This window comes from Aminobacter sp. 01T433, from assembly GCF_056398585.1.
In genome coordinates, this window is record NZ_JBFTPR010000022.1 from 1 (window position 1) to 23,850 (window position 23,850).

Annotated in this window: 16 protein-coding genes and 1 pseudogene; 8 read left to right on the forward strand and 9 right to left on the reverse strand. The window is 63.8% G+C overall.

Annotated features, from left to right (window positions below):
• Positions 1-318 (reverse strand): annotated as a pseudogene (locus AC1DLV_RS26425) (hypothetical protein); the annotation flags it as partial.
• A 351-nt stretch (positions 319-669) separates the two neighbouring features.
• Between AC1DLV_RS26425 and AC1DLV_RS26430 the strand changes: the two are divergent.
• Positions 670-975, forward strand: coding sequence for a hypothetical protein (locus AC1DLV_RS26430; protein ID WP_476803010.1), 306 nt, complete (start codon positions 670-672; stop codon positions 973-975).
• A gap of 98 nt (positions 976-1,073) precedes the next feature.
• Here AC1DLV_RS26430 and AC1DLV_RS26435 read toward each other — a convergent pair whose 3' ends face one another.
• The 3 genes from AC1DLV_RS26435 to AC1DLV_RS26445 all read right to left on the reverse strand — a co-directional run bounded on the left by AC1DLV_RS26435 (position 1,074) and on the right by AC1DLV_RS26445 (position 8,223).
• The gene (locus AC1DLV_RS26435) at positions 1,074-4,367 is read right to left on the reverse strand and encodes an autotransporter family protein (protein WP_476803011.1); all 3,294 of its coding nucleotides are present in this window, start codon (positions 4,365-4,367) and stop codon (positions 1,074-1,076) included.
• Positions 4,368-4,603: 236 nt separating this feature from the next.
• Positions 4,604-5,485, reverse strand: a complete 882-nt coding sequence (locus tag AC1DLV_RS26440) for an aldo/keto reductase (RefSeq protein ID WP_476803012.1) — start codon at positions 5,483-5,485, stop codon at positions 4,604-4,606.
• A gap of 254 nt (positions 5,486-5,739) precedes the next feature.
• The gene (locus AC1DLV_RS26445; protein WP_476803013.1) at positions 5,740-8,223 is read right to left on the reverse strand and encodes a heavy metal translocating P-type ATPase; all 2,484 of its coding nucleotides are present in this window, start codon (positions 8,221-8,223) and stop codon (positions 5,740-5,742) included.
• Positions 8,224-8,385: 162 nt separating this feature from the next.
• Between AC1DLV_RS26445 and AC1DLV_RS26450 the strand changes: the two genes are divergently transcribed.
• From AC1DLV_RS26450 to AC1DLV_RS26470, 5 genes are all read left to right on the forward strand, one after another.
• Positions 8,386-11,187 (forward strand): [protein-PII] uridylyltransferase, encoded by a 2,802-nt coding sequence (locus AC1DLV_RS26450; protein ID WP_476803014.1) that lies wholly within the window; start codon positions 8,386-8,388, stop codon positions 11,185-11,187.
• 46 nt (positions 11,188-11,233) lie between these two features.
• Positions 11,234-12,832 (forward strand): murein biosynthesis integral membrane protein MurJ, encoded by a 1,599-nt coding sequence (gene murJ / locus AC1DLV_RS26455; protein ID WP_476803015.1) that lies wholly within the window; start codon positions 11,234-11,236, stop codon positions 12,830-12,832.
• Positions 12,833-12,976: 144 nt separating this feature from the next.
• Positions 12,977-14,044, forward strand: coding sequence for a tryptophan--tRNA ligase (trpS, locus tag AC1DLV_RS26460; RefSeq protein ID WP_476803016.1), 1,068 nt, complete (start codon positions 12,977-12,979; stop codon positions 14,042-14,044).
• An 85-nt stretch (positions 14,045-14,129) separates the two neighbouring features.
• Positions 14,130-14,621, forward strand: a complete 492-nt coding sequence (locus AC1DLV_RS26465; RefSeq protein WP_476803017.1) for a universal stress protein — start codon at positions 14,130-14,132, stop codon at positions 14,619-14,621.
• A gap of 119 nt (positions 14,622-14,740) precedes the next feature.
• Positions 14,741-15,313, forward strand: coding sequence for a NifU family protein (locus tag AC1DLV_RS26470; protein WP_109578126.1), 573 nt, complete (start codon positions 14,741-14,743; stop codon positions 15,311-15,313).
• 147 nt (positions 15,314-15,460) lie between these two features.
• Here the strand turns inward: AC1DLV_RS26470 and AC1DLV_RS26475 are convergent, their stop codons facing one another.
• The gene (locus tag AC1DLV_RS26475) at positions 15,461-16,081 is read right to left on the reverse strand and encodes a L,D-transpeptidase (RefSeq protein WP_476803018.1); all 621 of its coding nucleotides are present in this window, start codon (positions 16,079-16,081) and stop codon (positions 15,461-15,463) included.
• A gap of 275 nt (positions 16,082-16,356) precedes the next feature.
• Here AC1DLV_RS26475 and AC1DLV_RS26480 point away from each other — a divergent pair, with 275 nt between their 5' ends.
• Positions 16,357-16,857, forward strand: a complete 501-nt coding sequence (locus tag AC1DLV_RS26480) for an MmcB family DNA repair protein (protein WP_109578128.1) — start codon at positions 16,357-16,359, stop codon at positions 16,855-16,857.
• 105 nt (positions 16,858-16,962) lie between these two features.
• On the opposite strand, the gene AC1DLV_RS26485 is transcribed toward AC1DLV_RS26480, so the two are convergent.
• The 3 genes from AC1DLV_RS26485 to hrpB all read right to left on the reverse strand — a co-directional run bounded on the left by AC1DLV_RS26485 (position 16,963) and on the right by hrpB (position 21,654).
• The gene (locus AC1DLV_RS26485; RefSeq protein ID WP_476803019.1) at positions 16,963-17,523 is read right to left on the reverse strand and encodes an ActR/PrrA/RegA family redox response regulator transcription factor; all 561 of its coding nucleotides are present in this window, start codon (positions 17,521-17,523) and stop codon (positions 16,963-16,965) included.
• 177 nt (positions 17,524-17,700) lie between these two features.
• A complete protein-coding gene (locus AC1DLV_RS26490) occupies positions 17,701-19,020 on the reverse strand; it encodes an ActS/PrrB/RegB family redox-sensitive histidine kinase (protein WP_476803020.1) in 1,320 nt (439 codons plus the stop codon).
• A gap of 39 nt (positions 19,021-19,059) precedes the next feature.
• Positions 19,060-21,654, reverse strand: a complete 2,595-nt coding sequence (gene hrpB / locus AC1DLV_RS26495; protein WP_476803021.1) for an ATP-dependent helicase HrpB — start codon at positions 21,652-21,654, stop codon at positions 19,060-19,062.
• 257 nt (positions 21,655-21,911) lie between these two features.
• Between hrpB and AC1DLV_RS26500 the strand changes: the two genes are divergently transcribed.
• Positions 21,912-22,637 carry a hypothetical protein gene (locus tag AC1DLV_RS26500; RefSeq protein ID WP_476803022.1) on the forward strand — a complete coding sequence of 242 codons (726 nt, stop codon included), beginning with the start codon at positions 21,912-21,914 and terminating at the stop codon, positions 22,635-22,637.
• Positions 22,638-22,717: 80 nt separating this feature from the next.
• Here AC1DLV_RS26500 and AC1DLV_RS26505 read toward each other — a convergent pair whose 3' ends face one another.
• Positions 22,718-23,827: a Gfo/Idh/MocA family protein gene (locus AC1DLV_RS26505; RefSeq protein WP_476803023.1), complete on the reverse strand. Its 1,110-nt coding sequence runs from the start codon at positions 23,825-23,827 to the stop codon at positions 22,718-22,720.
• Between the last annotated feature and the right edge of the window lie 23 nt (positions 23,828-23,850).

Below are 23,850 nucleotides of genomic sequence, written 5' to 3' on the forward strand. Positions count from 1 at the left end.
GGACGAAATCTTGGAGTAGATCAAATCGCCAAAGATGCTGTAGCGCCCGTTCCGCGCTTCGGCGATCGCCATCGCGGCAAAGTCGAGTTCATCCAGGATATCGCTGAAACTCGAATCGATATGAACGACAGGCAAGCCGAACTGCGCGGAGTCGCCCGAGAGCCCCGCCGCCCAGAAATAGGGCGTCACCGAAAACGTCCATCCCTGCTCGACTATCGGCGTCGCTACCGGACTGACTGGGGAAACAATGTCGGCAGCGACTGCCGGAACGGTGAGAAGGCCGCCGAAAACGAGGGTCCAAACAAAACCAGCTTTCATTCCCATCCTCCGGAACGAGCGTTCACGTGGTGGCGACCGTTCCGCCGGGCGGAACCGGACTTTGCCACGCGTTACTCTCAACTGCGACTATGTCCCCTGGCGTCCGTTCGGCAGGCACTGCCGAATGAAGCACCTTCCGCAAGGTTACACATAAACCGCCGCGTCGTGCGAGAGGGCGCATCTAATTTGCATGAAGTGATGCTAAATTATCTCACACAGAGCCCGTCGTTGCATGCCTGTGAGGCAATCTCGAAGTCATTCGTCCGGTCCGTAACCATGCGATGAAGCTTGCAGGCAAACAAATGCTGCGCGACAGTGCAAGTATTCAGCAACGTCGATCAGGAGAAGAAGATGAGAAAGCAATTCGTCGGTGCAGCTGTTTTCTTGGCAACCACCTCAATGGCCTGGGAGGCAAGTGCGTCCATCCCGCTGGTGAATGCCACCTGTCCCGGCAAGATCGAAGTTCACGCCGATGAGGGCGGCCCGATCTACATCAACGGCAAGGAAGGCAAGCTGAAGAAATTCAACAACAACTACTACGAGGCCAAGGGCAGCGGGGTGACGATCTCGCTGAGCATCAACCCGGATGGGTCTGCTTCCGTATCCTACACCGGCAAGCACGGAGCGAACGGCATTTGCGCGGTCAAGAACGATTGAAGCGTTTCTCGCGATGTTCGCGCTTGTGAAAGGCCGATCGGCGCTTCGGCCTTTTACCAATCGCCCGACGCTTGTGCCTGCACCGGCGGGAGCAATTTTCACCACTTGACCTTGAGCCCCGCCTTGCCTTCCCAGGCATGGTCGCCGCCGTTGAAGGCGGCTTCGTAATTGACATTGCCATAGAGCGTGGTGACGTCGCTGAGCTGCATGGCACCGCCGAGGCCAAGCTTGCCCCAGGTGCCGCCGAGATCGGCCGTGAAGGGGATGGGACCGGTGGCCGAGGAGAACTCGGTCGTGGGGTCGCCAAGGAATTCGTGCCAAATGTCGGCACGGCCCCACAAGGTCAGCTTGCGCGGCGCTGAGGAGCCGCTGCCGGCGATGTCCCAGCTGCGCGACAGCCGCGCGCCGACCCGCCCGGCCAACGAGTCAGTGTCGGAATAACTGACGTTGGCGGCCCCGTCGTTAAAGCCGGAAATGTTGATCGCCTGGTAGACAAGTTGCGCCTGCGGCTCGAGCAGCCAATTGTTGCCGAGGTCGAAGGGATAACCGCCTTCCAGCGAGGCGGCGAGGCCAAAGCCGTCGGTGTCGCCTGGCTGCAGGCCGCGATTGGCGCTCATCTCCATATCGTACCAGGTCGCCTGGACGACGCCGTCGAGATACCAGTTGTTGGCGCCGAACCGGGTCCAGTAGCCGCCGATACTGAAGGCGGTGAAATCGTCGGTACCAGCAGGGATGCTGGTGCCCAGCAGGCTGTGCTCGACATCGGCGCTGGCACGGCCGAGCGCGAAATAGACACCGGCATTGTCGCGCTTGCCGTCGTCAAAGTCCTTGCGATGCAGGTCGAGCCCGAACTGCAAGGCGCCGTAGGAATAGTCGAAGGCGGGACCGTCACTGCCATAGATGCCGACCGCATCGCCTTCGCGGTGGCCCCATTGGCCGATCACCCGTCCCCAGGCGCCATCGGGCTGGTGATCGCGGCCTGGGCTCAGCAACTGCGCATCGCCGCCCATGCGTTCATGCAGCGTGTCGATCAGCCCGCGGCCATAGGTGGCGACCAGAACCGGCATGGCCGTGTAGAGCGACACCTCCTGGCGATAATGCGGCGCCGGTGGCTGCGGCACGGGCGGCTGCAGGCACGCTGGCAGGGTCGGGGCCAGCGTACAATCGAGCGTCGAGCGCAGGTACCAGTTCTCAGGCCCTGAGGCATCGACGCTCGCGCGGAACAGCGTGTATTCGTAAGGGCCGGCGACCGCCGGCGCTCCAAGGGCGAAAGCACCAGGTGTCGTGGTGCCGCCATTGACCGCATCGACCACCAGGATGCCGTTGGCGGTGGTGACATCGCCGAGGCCGCCGGCATTCTTGATCAGAAGAGTGCTTGTGCCGCTTGCCGTTCCGCTATCGATGACCAGCCGGTCGGACGGCGAGCTATCGGCGGCGAGGAACGTGTTGAGCCCCAGCCTGCCACCCTGGCCGGCATAATTCACCGCCGTCAGCGTTTTGTAACTCGAAAGCTGCGTCGGATCGCCGACGGGCGCCGTGTAGTTGATCGTGCTGGCATCGTTCGCCAGGCTGGTGACGTTCGAGTTGCCAGTCATCGTCCACAGCGAGCCGGCCAGAAGCGAAACATTGGACGTGCTCAGCGCGTCGGTGAGAGCCGCGCCCTTTATGATCGAGGGATCGACCGTGATGTTGGCAACCGTCGGGTTTGCCGCGTCGGATGTCGCCACATTCAGCCAAAGGCCGTTGTTGATGACCGCAGTGGAATTGTTGAAGGCGACATTCGCCGTGCCGCCATCTACCGCAATCGAGGCGCCCTGGGGGCTAGCGAGCGTCACCTGGTTCAAGGTCGCCGTCTGGATGCTACCCGCTGGGCCGATCGCGGACAGGCCAGTTGCGCCGCCGCCATTTGCCGTCAGCGTGCTGTTGGCGAGGCTGAGCACTGCGTTGTCTTCCACGACAGCGCCGTGGGCATTTGCCCCGCTGGTGGTGACGCTAATGCCGACGGCTTTGATCGAAGAGCCTGGATTCATCGCATGGAGGCCGAAGCCGTTGTCTCCGGTCGTCGTGATCACGCTGTTCGACACTTCAGCCGTCGAAGCCACCCTGACATTGACGCCACTGCCTACGCTGTCGATGGTGCCGTTGCGAAATGTCGCCCGCGCCCCGGGGCTGAGGTTGATCCCGTTCCCGCTGGCGTTCACGACAACACCATCTGCGTTGATGATGGCCGCGTTTGACGCATTGAAGCCGTGGTCGCCGCCGCCATTGAGCGCCGTGACCGAACCCCCCGTCATATTGATCGTGCCGGCATTGGCGAACACCCCTAATGCATTGTTGCCGGTCGCGGTCGCAACCACGTTGGTGGCGTTGATCGTTCCTCCCGGACCAACGCGCAAAGCACTGTTGATGCTGGTAGCCACGCTGTCGGTCACCGTGATGGTTGCGCCGGCCTCGGCCCCGACGGCGAATCCGCCGAAATTGGTCACCAGGATGGTGGCGTTCGCGGCCCTGATGGTCGAGCCCGCGTCGGTTGCGAAGAGTCCCAGCGCGTCAGTGCCGTTGATGGTGATGGAAGCGCCCGCGCCGATATCGACCGAGCCGCCACTGTCGGCCCTGACGCCATGGGAGTTGGCGCCACGGGTTAACACCGTCAGCGGCCCGATGGTTTGGATAGTGCCGCCATTGGTCGCCTGGAAGCCCACGGCGTTGTTGCCTTGCGTCGTGACCGAGCCCCGCATGAACCCGATGAAACCACTATTGGCGACCACGCCGCTGCTGCCGGCGCCGCGCGTGGTGATGGTGACGTCGCTGGCTGTCACCGTCGAGCCGGTGGCCGAATTCAGCCCCAGGCTGTTGGTATTGAACGTGTCGATCGTGCCGCCCGTCAGCGCGATCGTGCTACCGTTCGCCGCGACGGCTCCGCTCGAAGTGGGGCCGCGCGTCACGATGGTGAGGTTGGTTCCGGTGATCGTGCCGATATCGGCCGACAAGGCGTTGGCGAGGCTGCCGGTGGTCGTCAACGAACTGGTGTTGAGGACGATTTCTCCGTTCTGTTCAACCCGTCCGACAAAGGCGCGGTCGCCGCCTGTCGTCATGGTGAGGCCACTGCCGGTGATCCGGCTCGGCGTGCCGGCATTCACCCCTGTAGAAAACAAAATGTAGCCGTTCTGGGCGAAGGCTCCGGTCGAGTAGGTGGTCGCCGGAAATGAAACGCTTGGCACGGTGACCTGGGCGCCATTGGTGGCGGAGATCGCCTGGGCGAATGCCGGGCCTGTTGCGGCCACAAGCGCGGTCGCGCCTGCGCCACAGAACAAGGCAAGCGCTGTGGTGGTCGAAAGCCGATCCAGCACTCGCCAGCAGGATGGGCTTTTTGGCAACAGGACAGCGCTCACGACACATCTCCGTCGTTGCACCCCATCCCCAACTCGCAGATGATTGCCAAGCCTTGGATTTCCGCAAGGTCATCCTGCCTGTGCGGGCGATATCATCAACGACGTGTTGCATAAATACCCACAACCTATGATCGAGGCAGGTTGCGGCTGTATGATTGAGGAAGTCTCACTTCTTCACGCAGTGGCAGGGGTCGAATCCGCGCTGCCGACAGCTTGCGGCGCCTGCGAACCGCCGCTCAGATCATTTCCAGCGGGCGCTTGCGGGCAGGCGGCGGGAAAAGTCGGTCGAGCTCGGCAAGGTCCTCTGATGTAAGGCTGATGTCGCGCGCGGCGGCGTTCTGCCTGAAATGTTCGAGGCTCGTCGCCTTGGGGATGGCGATGACGCCTGGCTGTGCCATGACCCAGGCGAGCGCGATCTGCGCGGCGGTGGCATCGTGGCGGTGAGCAATCGCGGCAAGGCCCTTGTTGTTGGCCAAAGCGCCCTGCTCGACCGGCGAATAGGCCATGACAGGCAAGCCGCTTTTCCGGCACAGGGATATCAGGTCGAACTCGATGCCGCGCCGCGTTAGATTGTAGAGCACCTGGTTGGCCTGGGCGTTCTGGCCTGCAGGCAGGCGGGCCATTTCCTCCATGTCGTCTGTGTCGAAATTGCTGACGCCCCAATGGCGGATCTTGCCTGACTGGCGCAGCTCTTCGAACACGGCGATGGTTTCCGACAACGGCACGCCGCCGCGCCAGTGCAGCAGATAGAGGTCGATGCGGTCGGTGTGCAGGCGCTTGAGGCTCGCCTCGCAAGCCCTGACGACGCCGTTGCGCGAGGCGTTGGACGGCAGCACCTTGGAGACCAGGAAAACCTCGTCACGACGCCCGGCGATGGCCTCGCCCACCACTTTTTCGGCACCGCCGCTGCCATACATCTCGGCGGTATCGATCAGCGTCACGCCCAGATCGAGCCCGAGCCTCAGTGCCGCAACCTCGTCAGCCGCGCTGCCGCGCGCCTCGCCCATCATCCAGGTGCCCTGGCCGAGCACGGGAACGACTTCGCCGGAAGGAAGCGTCGTTGTTTTGGACAGTGAGGCGTCTTGCGGTGAAGAAGGCATCTTCGATGTTGAAGACATGGCGGGCTCCTATCCGGTTTCCGCCACTATCTATCTCACTTCGCCGGGTTCGCGGCCAGCCAGGCTTGCGTCTGCTTGATCTCGGCCCCCTGTTACAGCGCTGTTGGCGGCAGGTGCCGCCATATGCGCTGCGATCGGTGGTCTAGGCCGGTGCAGTTTCGAGCAGCACCGCTACCAGCATGCCGGCCGCCATCAGGCCAAGCACAATCCTCTTCATCCAGTTCATCCAAAAGTCCTTTTTTCGGTGCCGGGCTTCAGAGCTTGAGGGCCCTGAGCCTGAGCGCGTTGGCAATCACCGACACCGACGACAGACTCATCGCGGCGGCGGCAATCATCGGCGACAAAAGCGTGCCGAGCACCGGATATAGGACGCCGGCGGCCACAGGAACACCCAGGACGTTGTAGATGAAGGCGAAGAACAGGTTCTGCTTGATGTTGCCGATGGTCGCCTGAGCCAGCTTGCGGGCGCGGACAATGCCGCCCAGATCGCCCTTGAGCAACGTGATGCCAGCGCTTTCCATCGCGACGTCGGCACCTGTGCCCATGGCGATGCCGACATCGGCCGCGGCAAGTGCGGGTGCGTCGTTGACGCCGTCGCCGGCCATGGCGACGCCCTGGCCCTTGGCACGCAGCTCGTCGACCAGCGCCTTCTTGCTCTCCGGCAACATGTCGGCGCGGACCTCGTCGATGCCAAGCTTCTGGGCCACCGCCTTGGCGGTGCGCTCGTTGTCGCCGGTCGCCATGATGATCCTGAGGCCAAGACCGTGCAGGGTGCGGATCGCCTCGGCCGCCGTCGCCTTGATCGGATCGGCGACAGCGACGATGCCGGTCGGCTTGCCATCGACGGCGACGAACATGGCGGTCTTGCCATCGCCGCGCAGGGCATCGGCACTTGCCGCAAGCTCGGCCGTGTCGAGGCCGAGATCGGCCATCATCGCGGCATTGCCGAGCGCGACCTTGCGACCGGAGACGGTGCCTGACACACCCTTGCCGGTGATGGATTCAAAGTCCTTCGCGTCATGCACGGCCACGCCACGCTTGGCCGCTCCTTCGACGATGGCTTCGGCGAGCGGGTGCTCGGAGCCTTTTTCGAGCCCGGCGGCGAGCGACAGCAACTCATCCTCCGTGATGCCCCTGGCGGCGACCACGTCGGTCAGCTGGGGCCGGCCCTCGGTCAGCGTGCCGGTCTTGTCGACAATGAGGGTGGTGACCTTGGAGAAGCGCTCAAGCGCTTCGGCATCCTTGATCAGCACGCCGGCCTGAGCACCCCGGCCCGTGGCCGTCATCACCGACATCGGCGTGGCAAGGCCAAGCGCGCAAGGACAAGCGATGATCAGCACCGACACAGCCGAAACGATGGCGAAGACCATGCTCGGCTCGGGGCCGAAAATCGCCCAGACGATGAAAGCAGCGATGGCGATCACCACCACCGCCGGCACGAAGTAGAACGAGACGCGGTCGGCGAGGCCCTGGATCGGCGCGCGGCTGCGCTGGGCCTTGGCGACCATCTCGACGATCTGCGACAGCACGGTGTCGGCACCGACCTTGTCGGCGCGCATGATCAGCGAACCGTTCTTGTTGAGCGTGCCGCCGGTCAGCCTTTCGCCCTCGACCTTTTCGACCGGGACCGGTTCGCCTGATATCATCGATTCATTGACCGAAGAGCGGCCTTCGAGCACTACGCCGTCGACAGGGATCGCATCGCCGGGCCGGATGCGCAGGCGGTCGCCGCTGACGACTTGCTCCAGTGGCACTTCGCTTTCCGAGCCGTCATCGGCGATGCGCCGCGCCGTCTTGGGGGCGAGATCGAGCAGGGCGCGGATGGCCGAGCCGGTGCGCTCGCGGGCGCGCAACTCCAGAACCTGGCCGAGGAAGACCAGTGCGATGATGACCGCCGCCGCCTCGAAATAGACCGGCACCGAGCCGCCATGACCGCGGAACTGATGCGGGAACAGGTCGGGGAAGAGGGTGGCGACAACGCTGTAGATGTAGGCTGCACCGACACCGAGCGAGATCAGAGTCCACATGTTGGGGCTGCGGTTGAGGACGGATTCCCAGCCGCGATGGAAAAACGGCAGCGCCGCCCACAGCACGACAGGCGTTGCGAGCACAAGTTCGAGCCAGACAGCGGTCCGTTCGCCGATCCAGTCGCGCACGGGCAGGCCGACCATGGGCCCCATGGTGATGATCAGAAGCGGGATCGACAGGATGGCGCTGACCCAGAACCGGCGGGTGAAGTCGACAAGCTCGGGGCTCGGCCCCTCGTCGCCGGTCGGCATGACAGGTTCCAGCGCCATGCCGCAGATCGGGCAGGAGCCGGGCTTGTCGCGAATGATCTCGGGATGCATCGGGCAGGTGTATTGCGAGCCCTTTGGCGCCGGTGCGGCGGCCGGCTTGTCGCCAAGGTATTTTGCCGGCTCGGCGGTGAACTTGCCCTCGCAGCTCGATGAGCAGAAATAGTAGCCGCTGCCTTCGTGCTTGAGGAAATGCCTGGCGCTGTCACGGGCGACGTCAATGCCGCAGACCGGATCGGTGGCGCTGATGAATTTTTCGGGCTCCTTGGCGAACTTGTCGCGGCAAGAAGCACTGCAGAAATGGAACAGATGGCCCTTATGTTCGAGCGTCGGCTTGCCGGCGGCCGGATCGACAATCATGCCGCAGACAGGGTCGCGAACCACTGTTTCCGGCGCGGCGGGCGTCTTTGCAGGATGATGATGGTGGGCGTGCTTGTCATTCATTGCTAAAAATCCACGCTTCTTCAAAGAATCAGCATAGGGCTTCCAACAGGGGGAAGGTCAATGCGAACCGCCCCTGACGGATGCGGCTCTTCTCAGCGCCATACCCATGGCAAAAAATTCGCGCTATAGACGCCGCCACAAGGGCAAGGCCAGCCGAGGCAGATGACAAAAATCCCGCTCAAGCTCGAACAGCTGATCAACGCGGACGAACTGCGCCGCGAACTGACGGCGCTGACCAGCGCCACAGGCGGCGACGGTGCCGATCCCGCCCTTCGCGCCAAGGCCTTGCTACTGTTCAAGGAGCGGATCGCCGCCGGCAAGAGCGTCGCCGAAAAGATGCTGATGGAAGACAGCAGCGGCACCGCCTGCGCGACGCGCATCTCGCACCTGATGGATGAGATCATCCGCGTCCTCTACGATTTCGCCGTCACCCATGTTTACCGGGCCAAGAACCCGTCCTCGGCCGAACGCATGGCGGTGGTGGCCGTCGGCGGCTATGGCCGCGGCACGCTTGCGCCGGGGTCCGACATCGATCTGCTGTTCTTGCTGCCCTACAAGCAGACGCCGTGGGGCGAGCAGATCGTCGAATACATGCTCTACATGCTGTGGGACATGGGGCTGAAGGTCGGCCACGCCACCCGCAATATCGACGAGTGCCTGCGTCTTGCGCGCGGCGACATCACCATCCGCACGGCGATCCTGGAAGCGCGCTTCCTTTGGGGCGAAGAACCGCTCTGCAACGAGCTGATCGAGCGCTTCGACCGTGAGCTGGTGAAGGATACCGGGGCCGAATTTGTCCAGGCCAAGCTCGCCGAGCGCGACGCCCGCCACGCCAAGGCAGGCGAAAGCCGCTATGTTGTCGAGCCGAACATCAAGGACGGCAAGGGTGGCCTGCGCGACCTGCATACGCTGTTTTGGATCGGCAAATATTACTACCGCGTGCGCACCGGCGCCGAACTGATCGACAAGGGCGTATTCACCGAAGGCGAGTATGGCCAGTTCGTCGAGGCCGAGGATTTCTTGTGGGCGGTGCGCTGCCACATGCATTTTTTGACCGGCAAGCCGGAAGAGCGGCTGCATTTCGACATCCAGCGCGAGATCGCCGAGCGGCTGGGCTACACCAACCAGCCGGGGCTATCGGCGGTCGAACGCTTCATGAAGGACTACTTCCTCGTCGCCAAGGAAGTCGGCGACCTGACCCGCATCTTCTGTGCTGCGCTCGAAGAAGAGCAGGTCAAGGACGTGCCCGGCTTCAACCGGTTCCTGCAGGGCTTTTCACGGCGCCGGCGCAAGCTTGCCGGCACCAGCGACTTCATCATCGACAACCATCGCATCACTGTCGCCGACGACAAGGTGTTCGAGCGCGATCCGGTCAACATGGTGCGCTTCTTCTGGTTCGCCGACCGGCACGGGCTGGAGCTGCATCCCAACGCGCTGAAGTTGCTCACCCGCTCGCTCGGGCTTGTCGATCGCGGCCTCAGGCGCAATGCCGAGGCCAACCGGCTGTTCCTCGACGTGCTGACCTCGGACCGCAACCCCGAGCTCAACCTCAGGCGGATGAACGAAGCGGGGCTGCTTGGGCGGCTGATCCCCGATTTCGGCAAGATCGTCGCGATGATGCAATTTTCGATGTACCACCACTATACGGTGGACGAGCATCTGCTGCGCTGCATCGGCGTCTTGTCGGAGATCGAGCATGGCGACGGCGCCAAGATCCACCCGCTGTCGCATACGCTGATCCCTGGCATCCAGAAGCAGCGCGAGGCGCTTTATGTCGCGGTGCTTTTGCACGACATCGCCAAGGGCCGTCCGGAAGATCACTCGGAAGCCGGCGCCAAGATCGCGCGGCGGGTCTGCCCGCATATGGGCCTGTCGCCTACCGATACCGAGACAGTTGCCTGGCTGGTCGAGAACCATCTGGTCATGTCGATGACGGCGCAGACGCGCGACCTCAACGACCGCAAGACGATCGACGATTTTGCAAGCGTCGTGCAATCGGTCGAGCGGCTGAAGCTTTTGCTGATCCTGACCGTGTGTGACATTCGCGGCGTTGGTCCTGGCGTGTGGAACGGCTGGAAGGGCCAACTTTTGCGCACGCTCTATTACGAGACCGAGCTTTTGCTGACCGGCGGCTTTTCCGAGCTGTCGCGGGCCGAGCGGACGGCTGCGGCGCGCGAGACGTTGGCAACGGCACTTGCCGATTGGCCGGAGGAGCTGCGCCAGAAATACGTCAAGCTGCACTATGACGCCTATCTGCTGACTGTCGATTTCGAAGACCAGAAACGCCACGCCGAATTCATCCGCGCCGCTGACGAGGCTGGCAAGCAACTGTCGACCATGGTGCGAACCCGCGAATTCGAGGCGGTGACCGAGATCACCGTGCTGGCGCAAGATCACCCCCGCCTGCTGTCGGTAATCGCCGGAGCTTGTGCGGCTGCCGGCGGCAACATCGTCGATGCGCAGATTTTCACCACCGTCGACGGGCGCGCGCTCGACATCATCCTGATTTCGCGCGAATTCGACCGTGACGAAGACGAGCGCAGGCGCGCCGAGCGCGTTGGCCAGCTGATCGAGGACGTGCTTTCGGGCCGGGCCTGGCTGCCGGAGATGATCGCCAAACGCGCCAAGCCCAAGCGCGGCCAAAAGACCTTCCGCATCCAGCCGCGCGCCGAGATCCGCAACGCTTTGTCGAACCGATTTTCGGTGATCGAGGTCGAGGGCCTCGACCGTCCCGGCTTCCTGTCGGAAATCACCGGCGCGCTGTCGGACCTTTCGCTCGACATCGCCTCGGCGCACATCACCACCTTTGGCGAAAAGGTCATCGACACGTTCTACGTCACCGACCTGACCGGCCAGAAGATCGAAAATCCGACCCGGCTCGAAAACATCCGCACAAGGCTGATCGCCACGCTCGATGGTCCAGCTGCCGAGCGCACCAAGGCCAAGGCGGCAGCGGCCGAATGATGACGGCCATTGTCCCGCCCAAATCCGCAAGGCATCGTCGCACCCCATGTCACTGATCAAGAAATTCGCGACCGTTGCGTCGGGCACGCTGATGAGCCGCGTGCTCGGTTTTGCCCGCGAGATGCTGATGGCCGCAGCCCTTGGCACCGGGCCGATTGCCGACGCCTTTTACGCCGCGTTCCAGTTTCCCAACACCTTCCGCCGGCTGTTTGCCGAAGGCGCTTTCAATGCGGCCTTCGTGCCGTTGTTTGCCAAGGAGATCGAGGCCAACGGCGTCGAGGGCGCGAAGCGCTTTTCTGAGGAAGTGTTCGGCGTGCTGTTTTCGGCACTTCTGGTGCTGACCATTGCCATGGAACTGGCGATGCCGCTGATCGTGCGTTTCATCGTAGCCCCAGGTTTCATCGACAACCCGGAAAAATACGACCTGACGGTGGCGCTGGCGACCATCATGTTCCCCTATCTCATCTGCATGTCGCTGGCGGCGATGATGAGTGGCATGCTGAATTCGCTGCGCCGCTATTTCGCAGCGGCGATCGCGCCTGTGTTCCTCAACATCATCCTTGTCGGCGTGCTGGCCAATGCCTGGTATCGCGGCCATGACGGGCTGGCGGTGGGTTATGCGCTTGCCTGGGGCGTGCTGGCGGCAGGGCTGGTGCAACTCGTCATCGTGTGGATCGCCGTACGCCATGCCGGCATTGCCATTGGCTTCCGCCGGCCCAAGCTGACGCCGAACGTCAAGCGTCTTCTGTGGCTGGCACTGCCGGCGGCGATCACCGGCGGCATCACCCAGATCAACACGCTGATCGGCACGGCCATCGCCTCAGGGCAGGAAAGTGCCGTGTCCTCGCTCAACCTCGCTGACCGGGTCTACCAGCTGCCGCTCGGCGTTGTCGGCGTGGCTGTCGCCATCGTCTTGTTGCCGGAGCTGTCGCGGGCGCTGAAATCGGGCAATCTGATCGAGGCCGCCAATTTGCAGAACCGCTCGGTCGAGTTCACTTTGTTCCTGACGCTGCCGGCTGCGGCAGCGCTGCTGGTCATTTCCGAGCCGATCGTGCGCGTGCTCTACGAGCGCGGCGCCTTCGCCGCTTCCAACAGCACACCCGTGGTGTCGGCGATCCTTGCCATATTCGGCCTTGGCCTGCCGGCCTTCGTGCTGATCAAGGCGTTCACGCCGGGCTTCTTCGCCCGCGAGGACACGCGCACGCCGATGTATTTCGCCGCCATATCCGTGGCGGTCAATATTTCGGTGGCGCTGACGCTGTTTCCCTCCTGGGGCGCGCCCGGCATTGCCGCTGCTTCCGCAATCGCCGGCTGGGTCAACGCCGCGATGCTTTTGGGAACCTTGATCTGGCGCGGCCAGTGGGACCGCGACTCAGCCCTGTTGAAGCGTATCCCGCGCCTTGTCATCGCCTCCGCCGTGATGGCGGCCGGCCTGTGGTTCGGCGCCCGCGAGGCCGATCAATGGCTCGGTTCGGCGGCACCGTTCTACACCCAGGCCGCAGCGCTGGCCGTTTTGGTGACCGGTGCGATGATCGTCTATTTCGGCATAGCCTTCGGCATCGGCGGCGCCGACACAGGCATGATCAGGCGCAACATCAGGCGCGGGCGCGAAAGTGCTGCGGCCACGGCCGTCGAGCCTGAGTAAGCGGCGGTAGACCGCGCTGTGCTACAGACCAGCGACCATGGTGCCAGATCAGTCGAGACTTGATCCAAGCTTCGGGCTCGTTCATAAGCGCCACTCGAATTTCGCCGCGCGCGAAACGGCCCTCCACAAGCCACGGGATCAATCATGACCGCCTTCAAACCGCTTATCTTCTCCGGCGTCCAGCCGACCGGAAACCTCCACCTCGGCAACTATCTCGGCGCCATCCGCAAGTTTGTAGCCCTGCAGGAAACCAACGAATGCATCTATTGCGTCGTCGACCTGCACTCGCTGACGGCCCAGCTCGTCCATGACGATCTTCAGGGACAGACGCGCTCGATCACCGCGGCCTTCCTGGCCGCCGGCATCGATCCCACCAAACACATCGTTTTCAACCAGGCGCGCGTGCTGCAGCATGCCGAGCTTGCCTGGATCTTCAATTGCGTGGCGCGCATCGGCTGGATGAACCGCATGACGCAGTTCAAGGACAAGGCCGGCAAGGACCGCGAGAACGCTTCGCTGGGCCTGCTTGCCTATCCCAGCCTGATGGCTGCCGACATCCTGGTCTACCGCGCCACCCATGTGCCGGTCGGCGACGACCAGAAGCAGCATCTGGAGCTGACGCGCGACATCGCCCAGAAGTTCAACAACGACTTTTCCGCCCGTATCGCCGATCTCGGCATCGGCGTGGAGATGCAGGTGGGCGAAGAGACGGTCAACGGCTACTTCCCGATCACCGAGCCGATCATCGGCGGGCCGGCAGCACGCATCATGTCGCTGCGCGACGGTTCAAAGAAGATGTCGAAGTCGGACCCCTCCGACCTGTCGCGTATCAACCTCACCGACGACGCCGACACGATCTCGAAGAAGATCCGCAAGGCCAAGACCGATCCGGCGCCGCTGCCGAGCGAACTCGAAGGCCTCAAGGAACGTCCCGAGGCGGAAAACCTCGTCGGCATCTATGCTGGCCTCGCCGACATCTCCAAGGAAGAGGTGCTGCGCCAGTTTGCCGGCCAGCAGTTCTCGGTGTTCAAGCCCGCCCTTGCCGACCTCGCGGTGGAGAAGCTCGCGCCGATCGCCGGCGAGATGCGCCGCCTGATGGCCGATCCCGGCCATATCGATGCCGTGCTGCGTGACGGCGCCGACCGCGCCCGCGTCATTGCCGAAGGCACCATGAAGGATGTGCGCAACATCATCGGCCTGCTCGGCGACTGAAAAAGACACCGGCGCTGGCTGCTTGCGGGCAGCTCGCGCCGGTGGCAGATTGCTAGCCAAAATAGCGCGTGGATCAGGGTAGGAAATGGTCTCCAAACGTCTCAGCAAGGAAGCCGGTCACCGGCGCAAGTTCCTGGCGATCATCGACGACACGCCCGAATGCGAACGCGCCGTCGCCTATGCCTCCAAGCGCGCCAGGAGCACAAGCGGCGTACTGGTGCTGCTTTATGTGATCGAGCCGGACGACTTCCAGCATTGGCTGGGCGTTGAAAAGATCATGCGCGAAGAAGCGACCGCTGCTGCCAACGGGGCGCTCGACACCCATGCCGCGAAAGTGCGCGAGACGCTGGGGATCGAGCCGGAACTGGTCGTGCGCGAAGGCCGGCCCGCCGACGAGATCCACAAGCTGATTGAAGATGACCAGGATATCGCTATCCTGGTGCTGGCGGCCGGTGCCGGCAAGGAAGGCCCTGGGCCATTGGTCGCCTCGATCGCCGGCAAGGGTGCAGCCTTCCCGATCCCGGTGACGGTGGTGCCGCAGAACCTGTCGGACGAAGAGATCGACAGCCTGGCCTGACGAGCAGGCGCAACATATTGGCGCGGAGGCGCGCCAGCGGCTTGAATGTCGGCCGTGTAAAGCCTAATTAGAACTATTCCAAACTGACAACCCGCGCGCGCGGGCACGGAGACACGGCCATGTTCATCCAGACCGAAGCGACCCCCAATCCGGCGACGCTGAAGTTCCTGCCGGGCAAGGAAGTCCTGCTCGAAGGCACGGCCGATTTCCGCGATGCCGACAGCGCACGCGCCGCTTCCCCGCTTGCCGGCCGGCTGTTCGACATTCCCGGCGTCACCGGCGTGTTCTTCGGCTACGACTTCATCACCGTTTCCAAGGACGGCCCGGACTGGCAGCACCTGAAGCCGGCGATCCTCGGCTCGATCATGGAACACTTCATGTCGGGTGCGCCCGTCATGGCCGGCCAGGCTGCCGGTGGTGGTGGCCATCACGACGACCAGAATGAATTCTTCGACCAGGCCGACGCCGAGATCGTGGTGACGATCAAGGAACTGCTCGACACGCGCGTGCGCCCGGCAGTCGCCCAGGACGGCGGCGACATCACTTTCCGCGGCTACGAAAACGGCACCGTGTTCCTGCACATGAAGGGCGCCTGCGCCGGCTGCCCGTCGTCGACCGCGACGCTCAAGCACGGCATCCAGAATCTCCTGCGCCACTTCGTGCCTGAGGTTCAGCAGGTCGAACAGGTCTGAGGCTGCCCGACAATTCTCCTCCGCCGGCCATCTGCTGCGGAACGAATTCTCAAAAGGGTCTCTGAAAAGACTGCCAAATAACAAAAAACCGGGCCCAAGTGCCCGGTTTTTCGTTTGCGACGTCCGTGTTGCCTGGACGGTTCGCGCTTATTTCACGATGACTTTGGCGCCGACTTCGACGCGGTTGTAGAGGTCGATGATGTCCTGGTTCATCAGGCGGATGCAGCCTGACGACATCGCCTTGCCGATGGAATTCCACTCGGGCGTGCCGTGCAGCCGGTAGCCGGAATCGCCGCCCTTGTTGAAGAGATAGAGCGCGCGCGCGCCGAGCGGGTTCTTGAGGCCGGGCTCCATGCCACGGGCATATTTGGCGAGCTCGGGCTGGCGCTGGATCATCTCGCTCGGCGGCGTCCAGGTCGGCCATTCACGCTTGAGCGCGATGCGGGCGGTGCCCTGCCACTCGAAACCTTCGCGCCCGACGCCGATGCCGTAGCGCATCGCCTTGCCGTCCGGTTCGACGAGATAGAGGAACTTCTCACCGGTATCGATGACGATCGTGCCCGGCTTCTGGTCGGTCTCGTAGCGCACCAACTGACGGTGATACTTGCTCGGGACCTTGTTGATCGGAATGGTCGGCAACTGATAGCCGGCATCCGTGCGCCCGCCGTAGTCGTTGGAAAACATGCGCGAAACGCCGTCCGTCGAGCAGCCCGCGAGCGCTGTGGTGAGCGCCAGGGCGGCGACAATGGCAAACGACTTCAATCGCATATGCTGTTCCCAAGCTGGTGCGGTGTCCGGGCCGATTCGGCCTCATTTTTGCCACCATCCTTAAGGCCCCAGCCTTTTGCTTGCCAAGAGGAAGCAGGGGCACAAACCATTCGTGCACAAACGTTAATCCCTCGATATGGCATTTCGGCAACACGTATCGCGGGAAAAGGTATGAAATTCAACGAGGAGCGGTAACGGATCCGTGAGCGGAAATGCGTCTGGAATAATCCAGCGAGCGGGTTCAAAACGTGAACAAATGATGCGATGATTGGTCCATGCCGATCATTTCACCACTTGCTTCGAATCCGCTCATCGACGGTCGCCAATCCGAACGCGCCATGCTGGTGCGCCGCGGCGTGCAGCGCCTGCTCATGCAGATGGGCGCACATGTGCTGCCCGAACTGTCGCTGGCGACCGGACGGCGCGCCGATCTTGTGGCGCTGACGCGCCAGGGCGACATCTGGATCATCGAGATCAAGTCGTCGATCGAGGATTTCCGCGTCGACCGCAAATGGCCAGATTACCGGCTGCATTCCGACCGCTTCTTCTTTGCTACCCATCCCGACGTGCCGGCCGAGATTTTCCCTGAGGAGTGCGGCTTCATCCTGTCGGACGGCTATGGCGCGGAAATCATGCGCGACGCACCCGAGCATCGAATGGTGGCTGCGACCCGCAAGGCGCTGATGCTGCGCATCGCACGCGCCGGTGCCGCGCGCCTGCTCGCCGCCGAACTCGCCGGCGTTTCAGTGCCGGCGCTGGAAGGGGAAAGTGAATGAGGGGGAAGGAAGTGGGGGAATAAGGCAGTAGGGCAGTAAGGCAGTAATTAGGCTGATCGGCCGAGTTTCCTTACTGCCCTACTGCCCCATTCCCCTATTGCCTACTTATCTCGGCGCCCGCTTGGCGAGAATGCGCTGTAGCGTGCGGCGGTGCATGTTAAGCCGGCGCGCGGTCTCCGACACATTGCGCTCGCACATCTCGTAGACGCGCTGGATATGCTCCCAGCGGACACGGTCGGCGGACATCGGGTTTTCCGGCGGGGCGGCACGCTCGCCCGTGGCGTTGGTGAGCGCGGCATAGACGTCGTCGGCATCCGCCGGCTTGGACAGATAGTCGATCGCACCAAGCTTCACGGCGGTGACGGCGGTGGCGATGTTGCCATAGCCGGTCAGGATGACGGTACGGGTGTCTTCGCGGCGCTCGCGGATGGCCAACACGACATCGAGGCCGTTGCCGTCGCCAAGGCGCATGTCGACAACAGCGTAAGCGGGGGGATTGGCGCGCACCTTGGCGACCGCTTCCTCGACGCTCTCGGCAGTGTCGACGACAAAGCCGCGGCTTTCCATGGCGCGTGCCAGGCGCGTCACGAATGGCTTGTCGTCATCGACAAGCAACAATGAATGGTCTTCGCCCGGCAACCCGGCCGCAATGTCCTGGGTGGTCATCGCCTTTGATCCTTTTTGTCGTTGATCCCAGTCGTTCTTATGGTTTTACAAGCAGATATAGGTGCAAAGCCGCGATGTCCAATGGCCGGGTGCATGACCCGAAAATCGAAGTCGATTTTCCGGAGGGACCACGCCCCAAATTCAATTGGTACAGCGTCCTTTGCGCGTCATTCCGGCTCAGGCAGAGTCGAACATCGTCGACCCGGCCGGTAGCGGACTGAGGAAAGCGGCGCGCGGCCACGAGATCTCGACCACAGCCCCTTCTCCCGGCACGCTCGAATTGGTGAAGGTGATTTCAGCACCTGAACGCTCGAGCAAGGTCTTGGCGATGAACAGGCCAAGACCAAGACCGCCGCCGGGCTCCGCACCCTGGCGGGTCGACATATAGGGCTCGCCGATGCGGTCGATGATATCAGGCGGGAAGCCAGGGCCGTCGTCCATGATGGAGAAGCTGACATCGTCGGCATCCCAGCTCCACCGGATCGTCACATGGCTGCGGGCGAAGTCGACGGCGTTTTCCACCAGATTGCCGAGACCGTAGATAACGCCCGGGTTGCGATGGCCGACAGGCTCGGGACCGTTGCGTTCGCCCGGGTCGAGCTTGATGGTGATGCCGAAGTCGCGATGCGGGGCGATGACCTCTTCGACCAGCGAGGTCAGCGGCAGGCGGGCGAGATGCTGTTCGCCCTCCGACGACAGGCTGGTGAGGCGCTTCAAGATCTCGCGGCAGCGCTCGCTCTGGCTGCGCAGCAAGGTGACGTCCTCGCCATATTTCGGATCGTTGCCGAGCGCGCGTTCCATCTCCTTGGCGACCAGCGTGATGGTGGCGAGCGGCGTGCCGAGTTCGTGGGCGGCAGCGGCGGCGAGACCATCGAGCGCCGACAGATGCTGCTCGCGCTGCAGCACCAGCTCGGTTGCAGCCAGCGCATTGGCAAGCAGGCGCGCTTCGTCGGCGACACGGAAGGCATACATGGCGGTGAAGGCGATCGAGCAGCACACCGCGATCCAGATGCCGGCGGTGTAGATGAAGGGCATGGCAAGCTCGATGCCGTCATACCAGGGCAAAGGCAGATGGAAAAACGCAAGCAGGCTGACGATGACGATGACCAGGCCAGCGAGGATGGTGGTGAGGCGCAGCGGCAGCGACGTCGCCGAGATGACGACCGGCACCGTCATCAACAGCGAGAACGGGTTGGTCAAGCCGCCCGTCATGTAGAGCAGGCCGGCGAGCTGCAGGCTGTCAAAGGCCAGAATGCCCAAGGCGGCGAACGGGTTGAGCCGATGCGTGGCGGGATAGCGGAAGGCCAGGAACAGGTTGAGCCAGGCGGAACTGGCAATGAGGGCAAAACACAGGCTGACCGGAAGCGGGAATTCGAGCCAGTAGGCAACGAAGATGACCGTGATGCTCTGGCCGACGATCGCCAGCCAGCGCAGGCGGATCAGCGTGTTGAGGCGGAGCCGGTGGCTGTGCTGGAGGTCGGGCGTGCGCGTGTTCATATGCGCTATATGCGCTGGACGCGGCGCGCCGCCAAGAGCCTAAGTACCGCGCGGTTTGGCACGGGCGGTTGCCTGCGCCTCCAGGGGATTGTCGGGCCAGACGTGGCGGGGGTAGCGGCCGCGCATGTCGGAACGCACATCGGCCCATGAGCCGCGCCAGAAGCCGGGCAGGTCGCGCGTCGTCTGGATCGGGCGATGCGCCGGCGACAGAAGTTCGAGCGTGAGCGGAACGGTGCCGTCGGCGATCGAGGGGTGTTTGTCCATGCCGAACAGCTCCTGCACGCGCACAGCCAGTACCGGCCATTCACCGTCATAGCGGATCGGCACATGGCTGCCTGACGGGGCTGTGAAATGGGTGGGCGCAAGTGTGCCGATCTTGCGCTGCAGGTCGTGCGGGACAAGCGACATCAGCCCATCGTGAAAGGTGCCCGCGCCAATGCGGGCAAAGGAGGCCTCGCCGCGCAGGAAGGGCAAGAGCCAGTCTTCGAGGCGCTCGAGCAGCGCCTCGTCGGACATGTCGGGCCAAGGATCGCCCAGGCCGCGATGCAGCCAGGACAGGCGCTGGCGCAAGGTCTCGGCCTCCTTGCCCCAGTCGAGCAAATCGAGACCGTGGGCGCGAAGTGCTTCAAGGATCGCGCGGTCGGCCTCTTCGCCCTTGGGCGCGGGCAGCATGCGCTCGGACAGGGTGACAGCGCCGATGCGGACGGTTTCGCGCACGCGCACCGAGCGTTTTTCCCTGTCGAAGCTGGCTTCGGTTTTCCGCTCCAGATGCGCAGAAAGGATGGTGCGGATATCGGCTTCCGAGACGGCGGCGGCGGACGAAATGCGGGCGTTCTGCGCCTTGCCCTGGAGATCGGCGACGACGAGATAAGGCTCGCCGGCCAGCGGGTCGGCGGCGTCGACAGCGGCACCGCTGCCATTGGCCAGAACGAAGCGCCCACGCTCGCCCCGCGCCTTGGCGACCCGGTCGGGCCAGGCAAGGAGAAGGAGCGTGCCGGGGGTGAATGTAGCGGCCGTCGCCGATCCTCGCGCAGATTCGCGCTGCCCCTCATCCCCTGCCGGACCTTCTCCCCGTAACGACGGGGAGAAGGAGGGCGGCCGCGACGTAGACGCCCCCCTCTCCCCGTCCTTCACGGGGAGAGGGTAAGGGTGAGGGGCAGCTTTTTCAGCCTGCCGCGCCAGCCGCTCGGCTAGCTGCCGCGCTGCATTGGCGCGGGGCGAGCGCTCGTTGCGGAAGCGCTGCAGACGGCGTTCGAGGTCGGCGCTGTCGCCGCCCAGGCCGCGCTCGGTCATCAAGACGGCGAGCTGTGCCGCCTCAAGGGCCGTGCCCTGGCGGGCCGCTTCGGCGACCATGTGGGCGAGACGGACCGGCAGCGCAAGCTTCCTCATGGCCTGGCCAGAGGCCGTCAGGCGGCCGTCGGCGTCGATGGCGTCGAGCTCGATGAGGAGTGCCTTTGCCTCGGCCAATGCCGGTGCCGGCGGCGGGTCGAGAAAGGCAAGCGTGGTCGGATCGGCGACACCGAAGGCTGCGCAGTCGAGCAAAAAGCCGGACAGGTCGGCCTCAAGAATCTCGGGTGGCGAGAAAGCCGGCAGTGCCGCTGTCTGCTCGGCGCGCCAGAGGCGCACGGCGACACCGGGGCTGGTGCGGCCGGCGCGGCCGGCGCGCTGGTCGGCGGCGGCGCGCGAGGCGCGCACGGTTTCAAGACGGGTCAGGCCGCTCGAAGGTTCATATTTCGGCAGTCGCGACAGGCCGGAATCGACGACGACACGGACGCCGTCGATGGTGATCGAGGTCTCGGCGATGGAGGTGGCGAGCACGATCTTGCGGCGGCCGGCAGGCGCGGGCCTGATCGCGGCGTCCTGCGCCTTGCCGTCAAGCATGCCGTAGAGCGGCACGATGTCGGTGTCTGCACCAATGCGGCCGTCAAGGCGTTCGGCGGTGCGCTCGATCTCGCGCTGGCCGGGCAAGAAGGCAAGCACGCTTCCCGGCTCATTGGCGAGCGCGTCGCGGATCGCCTTGGCCATGGCGTCCTCGACTGAAACGCCTGCCGGGCGTTCATCGTAGCGGATATCGACGGGATAGCTGCGGCCCTGGCTTTCGATGACAGCGGCACCGTCGAGCAATCTTGAAACACGCGCGCCGTCGAGCGTCGCCGACATCACCACCAGCCGGAGATCGGGCCGCAACGCACCTTGCACGTCGAGTGCCAGTGCGAGGCCGAAATCGCCATCGAGCGAACGCTCGTGGAACTCGTCGAACAGCACGGCGGCTGTGCCGGGCAATTCGGGATCGTCGAGGATCATGCGGGCGAGAACGCCCTCGGTGACGACGAGGATTTTTGTCTTGGCGCTGACCTTGTTTTCCATGCGCATGGCATAGCCAACTGTTCCACCGGGCTCTTCGCCGAGCAGCGAAGCCATGCGTCGTGCCGCGGCACGGGCAGCCAATCGGCGCGGTTCGAGCAGGATGATCTTGCCGTCGCCGCGCCAAGGTGCGTCGAGCAGCGCCAGAGGCACCAGCGTCGTCTTGCCGGCGCCGGGCGGCGCGACCAGAACGGCGCTGTTGCCGGAAGCAAGGGCCTCGGCAAGTCGCGGCAGGACCGCCGTCACCGGCAGGTCGGGAAGCTTGGTCATGAGATCGTTCCGGCGGCGTATGAAGCCGCACGAGCGGCATGGCCGGCAATATCAGCGGAAGCAGGCACGAGGCAACAAGCGACGACGGCCAAGCGCCGTTCGGTCATCTGAGTTTCGGCCCGATCGTGTCGGCAGGCTGCAGCTATTCTTACGGTGCGTCGCGAGGATTGATCGATCCGGCAGCCGGTCGCCCTTCCCTTGCCCGAAACCGACAATATGTGACGGCTCCCCGATAGTTTTGCGACAGGAGAGGGTCCATGGCGCAGATCATCCATCCGGCAGCGCTTGTTGCTCCGACGCGTTTGCGTCAACGCGACCAATCCTGGTTCCTGGTCGCTGCATTGACGGTTGTGAGCGCGGTTACCGTCGCCGCTGCCCTGACAGCAATCCTCGCTCCCGGCATCCGCTCGCTGCTCCTGCATGAGGACGGCATCGTCGAGACGGGCACCGTGTTGTCCCTGGCCGCAGCCGTGCTCGGAGCGGGTGCGGCAACCGCGCTTCGTGGACCACGCGTGCCGCTGGTGCTAGCGGGTGTGATCGGGCTCGCCGAACTGCTCGATGAAACCAGCTTCGGCTCCCGCTTGTTCGGCTTCGAGCCGCCAGCACTTTATGGTGGCGGGCAACTCGACGGATTCCATGACCTTTTGATCCTGGCCTACCGGCTGCTGCAGGGCGTCAGCCAGAATCTCGCCTGGCTGTTGATCGGGCTGATGCTCGCCTTGTCGGTGGGGCTGGTGCTTTTTGCACTACGCCAGATCGTCAGGAGCGGAGCGACGACATGGCTCTCGGGACACGCTCTGCTTTTCCTGCATGTCGGCTTCATTGGGCTAGCGCAAGTCATCGACATCGCGACGTCGTCGCGCGCATTCTCCGCCGTGGAGGAAGTGCTCGAGATGAACGCCGCGATCCTGTTGGCGTTTTATGCGGCTCAACAGGCGTGGGTGGAGTCCACCCGACGCGTTCGGCCAAGTGAGGCGCGCTGAAACGCCCCCCTCACCGGTTTGCTGCGCAAACCACCTCTCCCCCACTGCGTGGGGGCGAGGAACCCAAGCTGGAACGCCCCCTACCTCACCTTCACCCATTTCTGTTCCGCAAACGACTGCGCCATGGCATGCACCGTGCGCTCGATCTCAAGCCCCTCGTCGAAGTCGATGACTCGCGCCGGCGCACCTGCGATGCGGGCGAGGAGTTCGCGGCATTCGATGGTCTTGAGGTCATTGAAGCCGAGGCCGTGGCCGGGCGCGGGGACAAACTTGCCGTAGGGCTCGTGGACGGGGGCGGCAAGGATTGTGCGGTAGCCCTGCTCGGTCGGGCGGTCCGAAGTGACATAGAGCTGGATCTCGTTGAAACGCTCCTGGTCGAAGACGATCGAGCCTTTGGAGCCGAAGATCTGCAGCTGGATGCGGCCCTTGCGGCCCCAAGCCGAGCGATTGACCAAAAGCGTGCCGGAGACGCCGTTTTCGAGATGGATCAGGCCCGAGGCGATGTCGTAGGTCTCGACCGCGCGGCGGCCACCGCCCGTCACCTGCCGGTCGGGATAGGGTTTGGCCATGTCGCACATGACGCTTCCGACCCGGCCGAACAGGGCCGTGATCAGCGACAGCGGGTGGACGGCGAAGTCGTCGAGGGCGCCGTAGCCAGATGTCGCCTCATGCTTCCAGAAGAAGGGAGCCTCGGGATCGGCCATGAAGTCCTCGTCCATCTCGACGCGGAGATGGTTGACCTCGCCGATGATCTTTTCGTCGAGCAGCTTGCGAATGTGGCGAATGGTCGGGCTCTGGATATAGTTGTAGCCGAGGACCGCCACCTTGCCCGATTTGCGCGCGGCAGCGGCCATGGCCTCGGCCTCGGCCAGCGTCGGCGCCATCGGCTTTTCGCACCACAGGTGCTTGCCGGCTTCGAGGATGGCGATGGCCATCTCGGGGTGGAACTGGTTGGGCGTGGTCAGCGAGACGATGTCGACCTCGGGGTCAGCGACGACAGCGCGCCAGTCGCCGGAGGATTTTGCGAAACCGAGCTCGGTGGCGCGGCTCGCTGCGAGGTCGGCATTGGCCTCGCCAAGATGGACGAGCCGCACGCGCGGCACGTCGCCGAACACGGTGCTGACGGCGTTCCAGGCGAGCGCGTGGCACTTGCCCATGAAGCCGGTTCCGATAAGTCCTACACCTGTCACTTCACGCTCTCCCGGTTTATAGA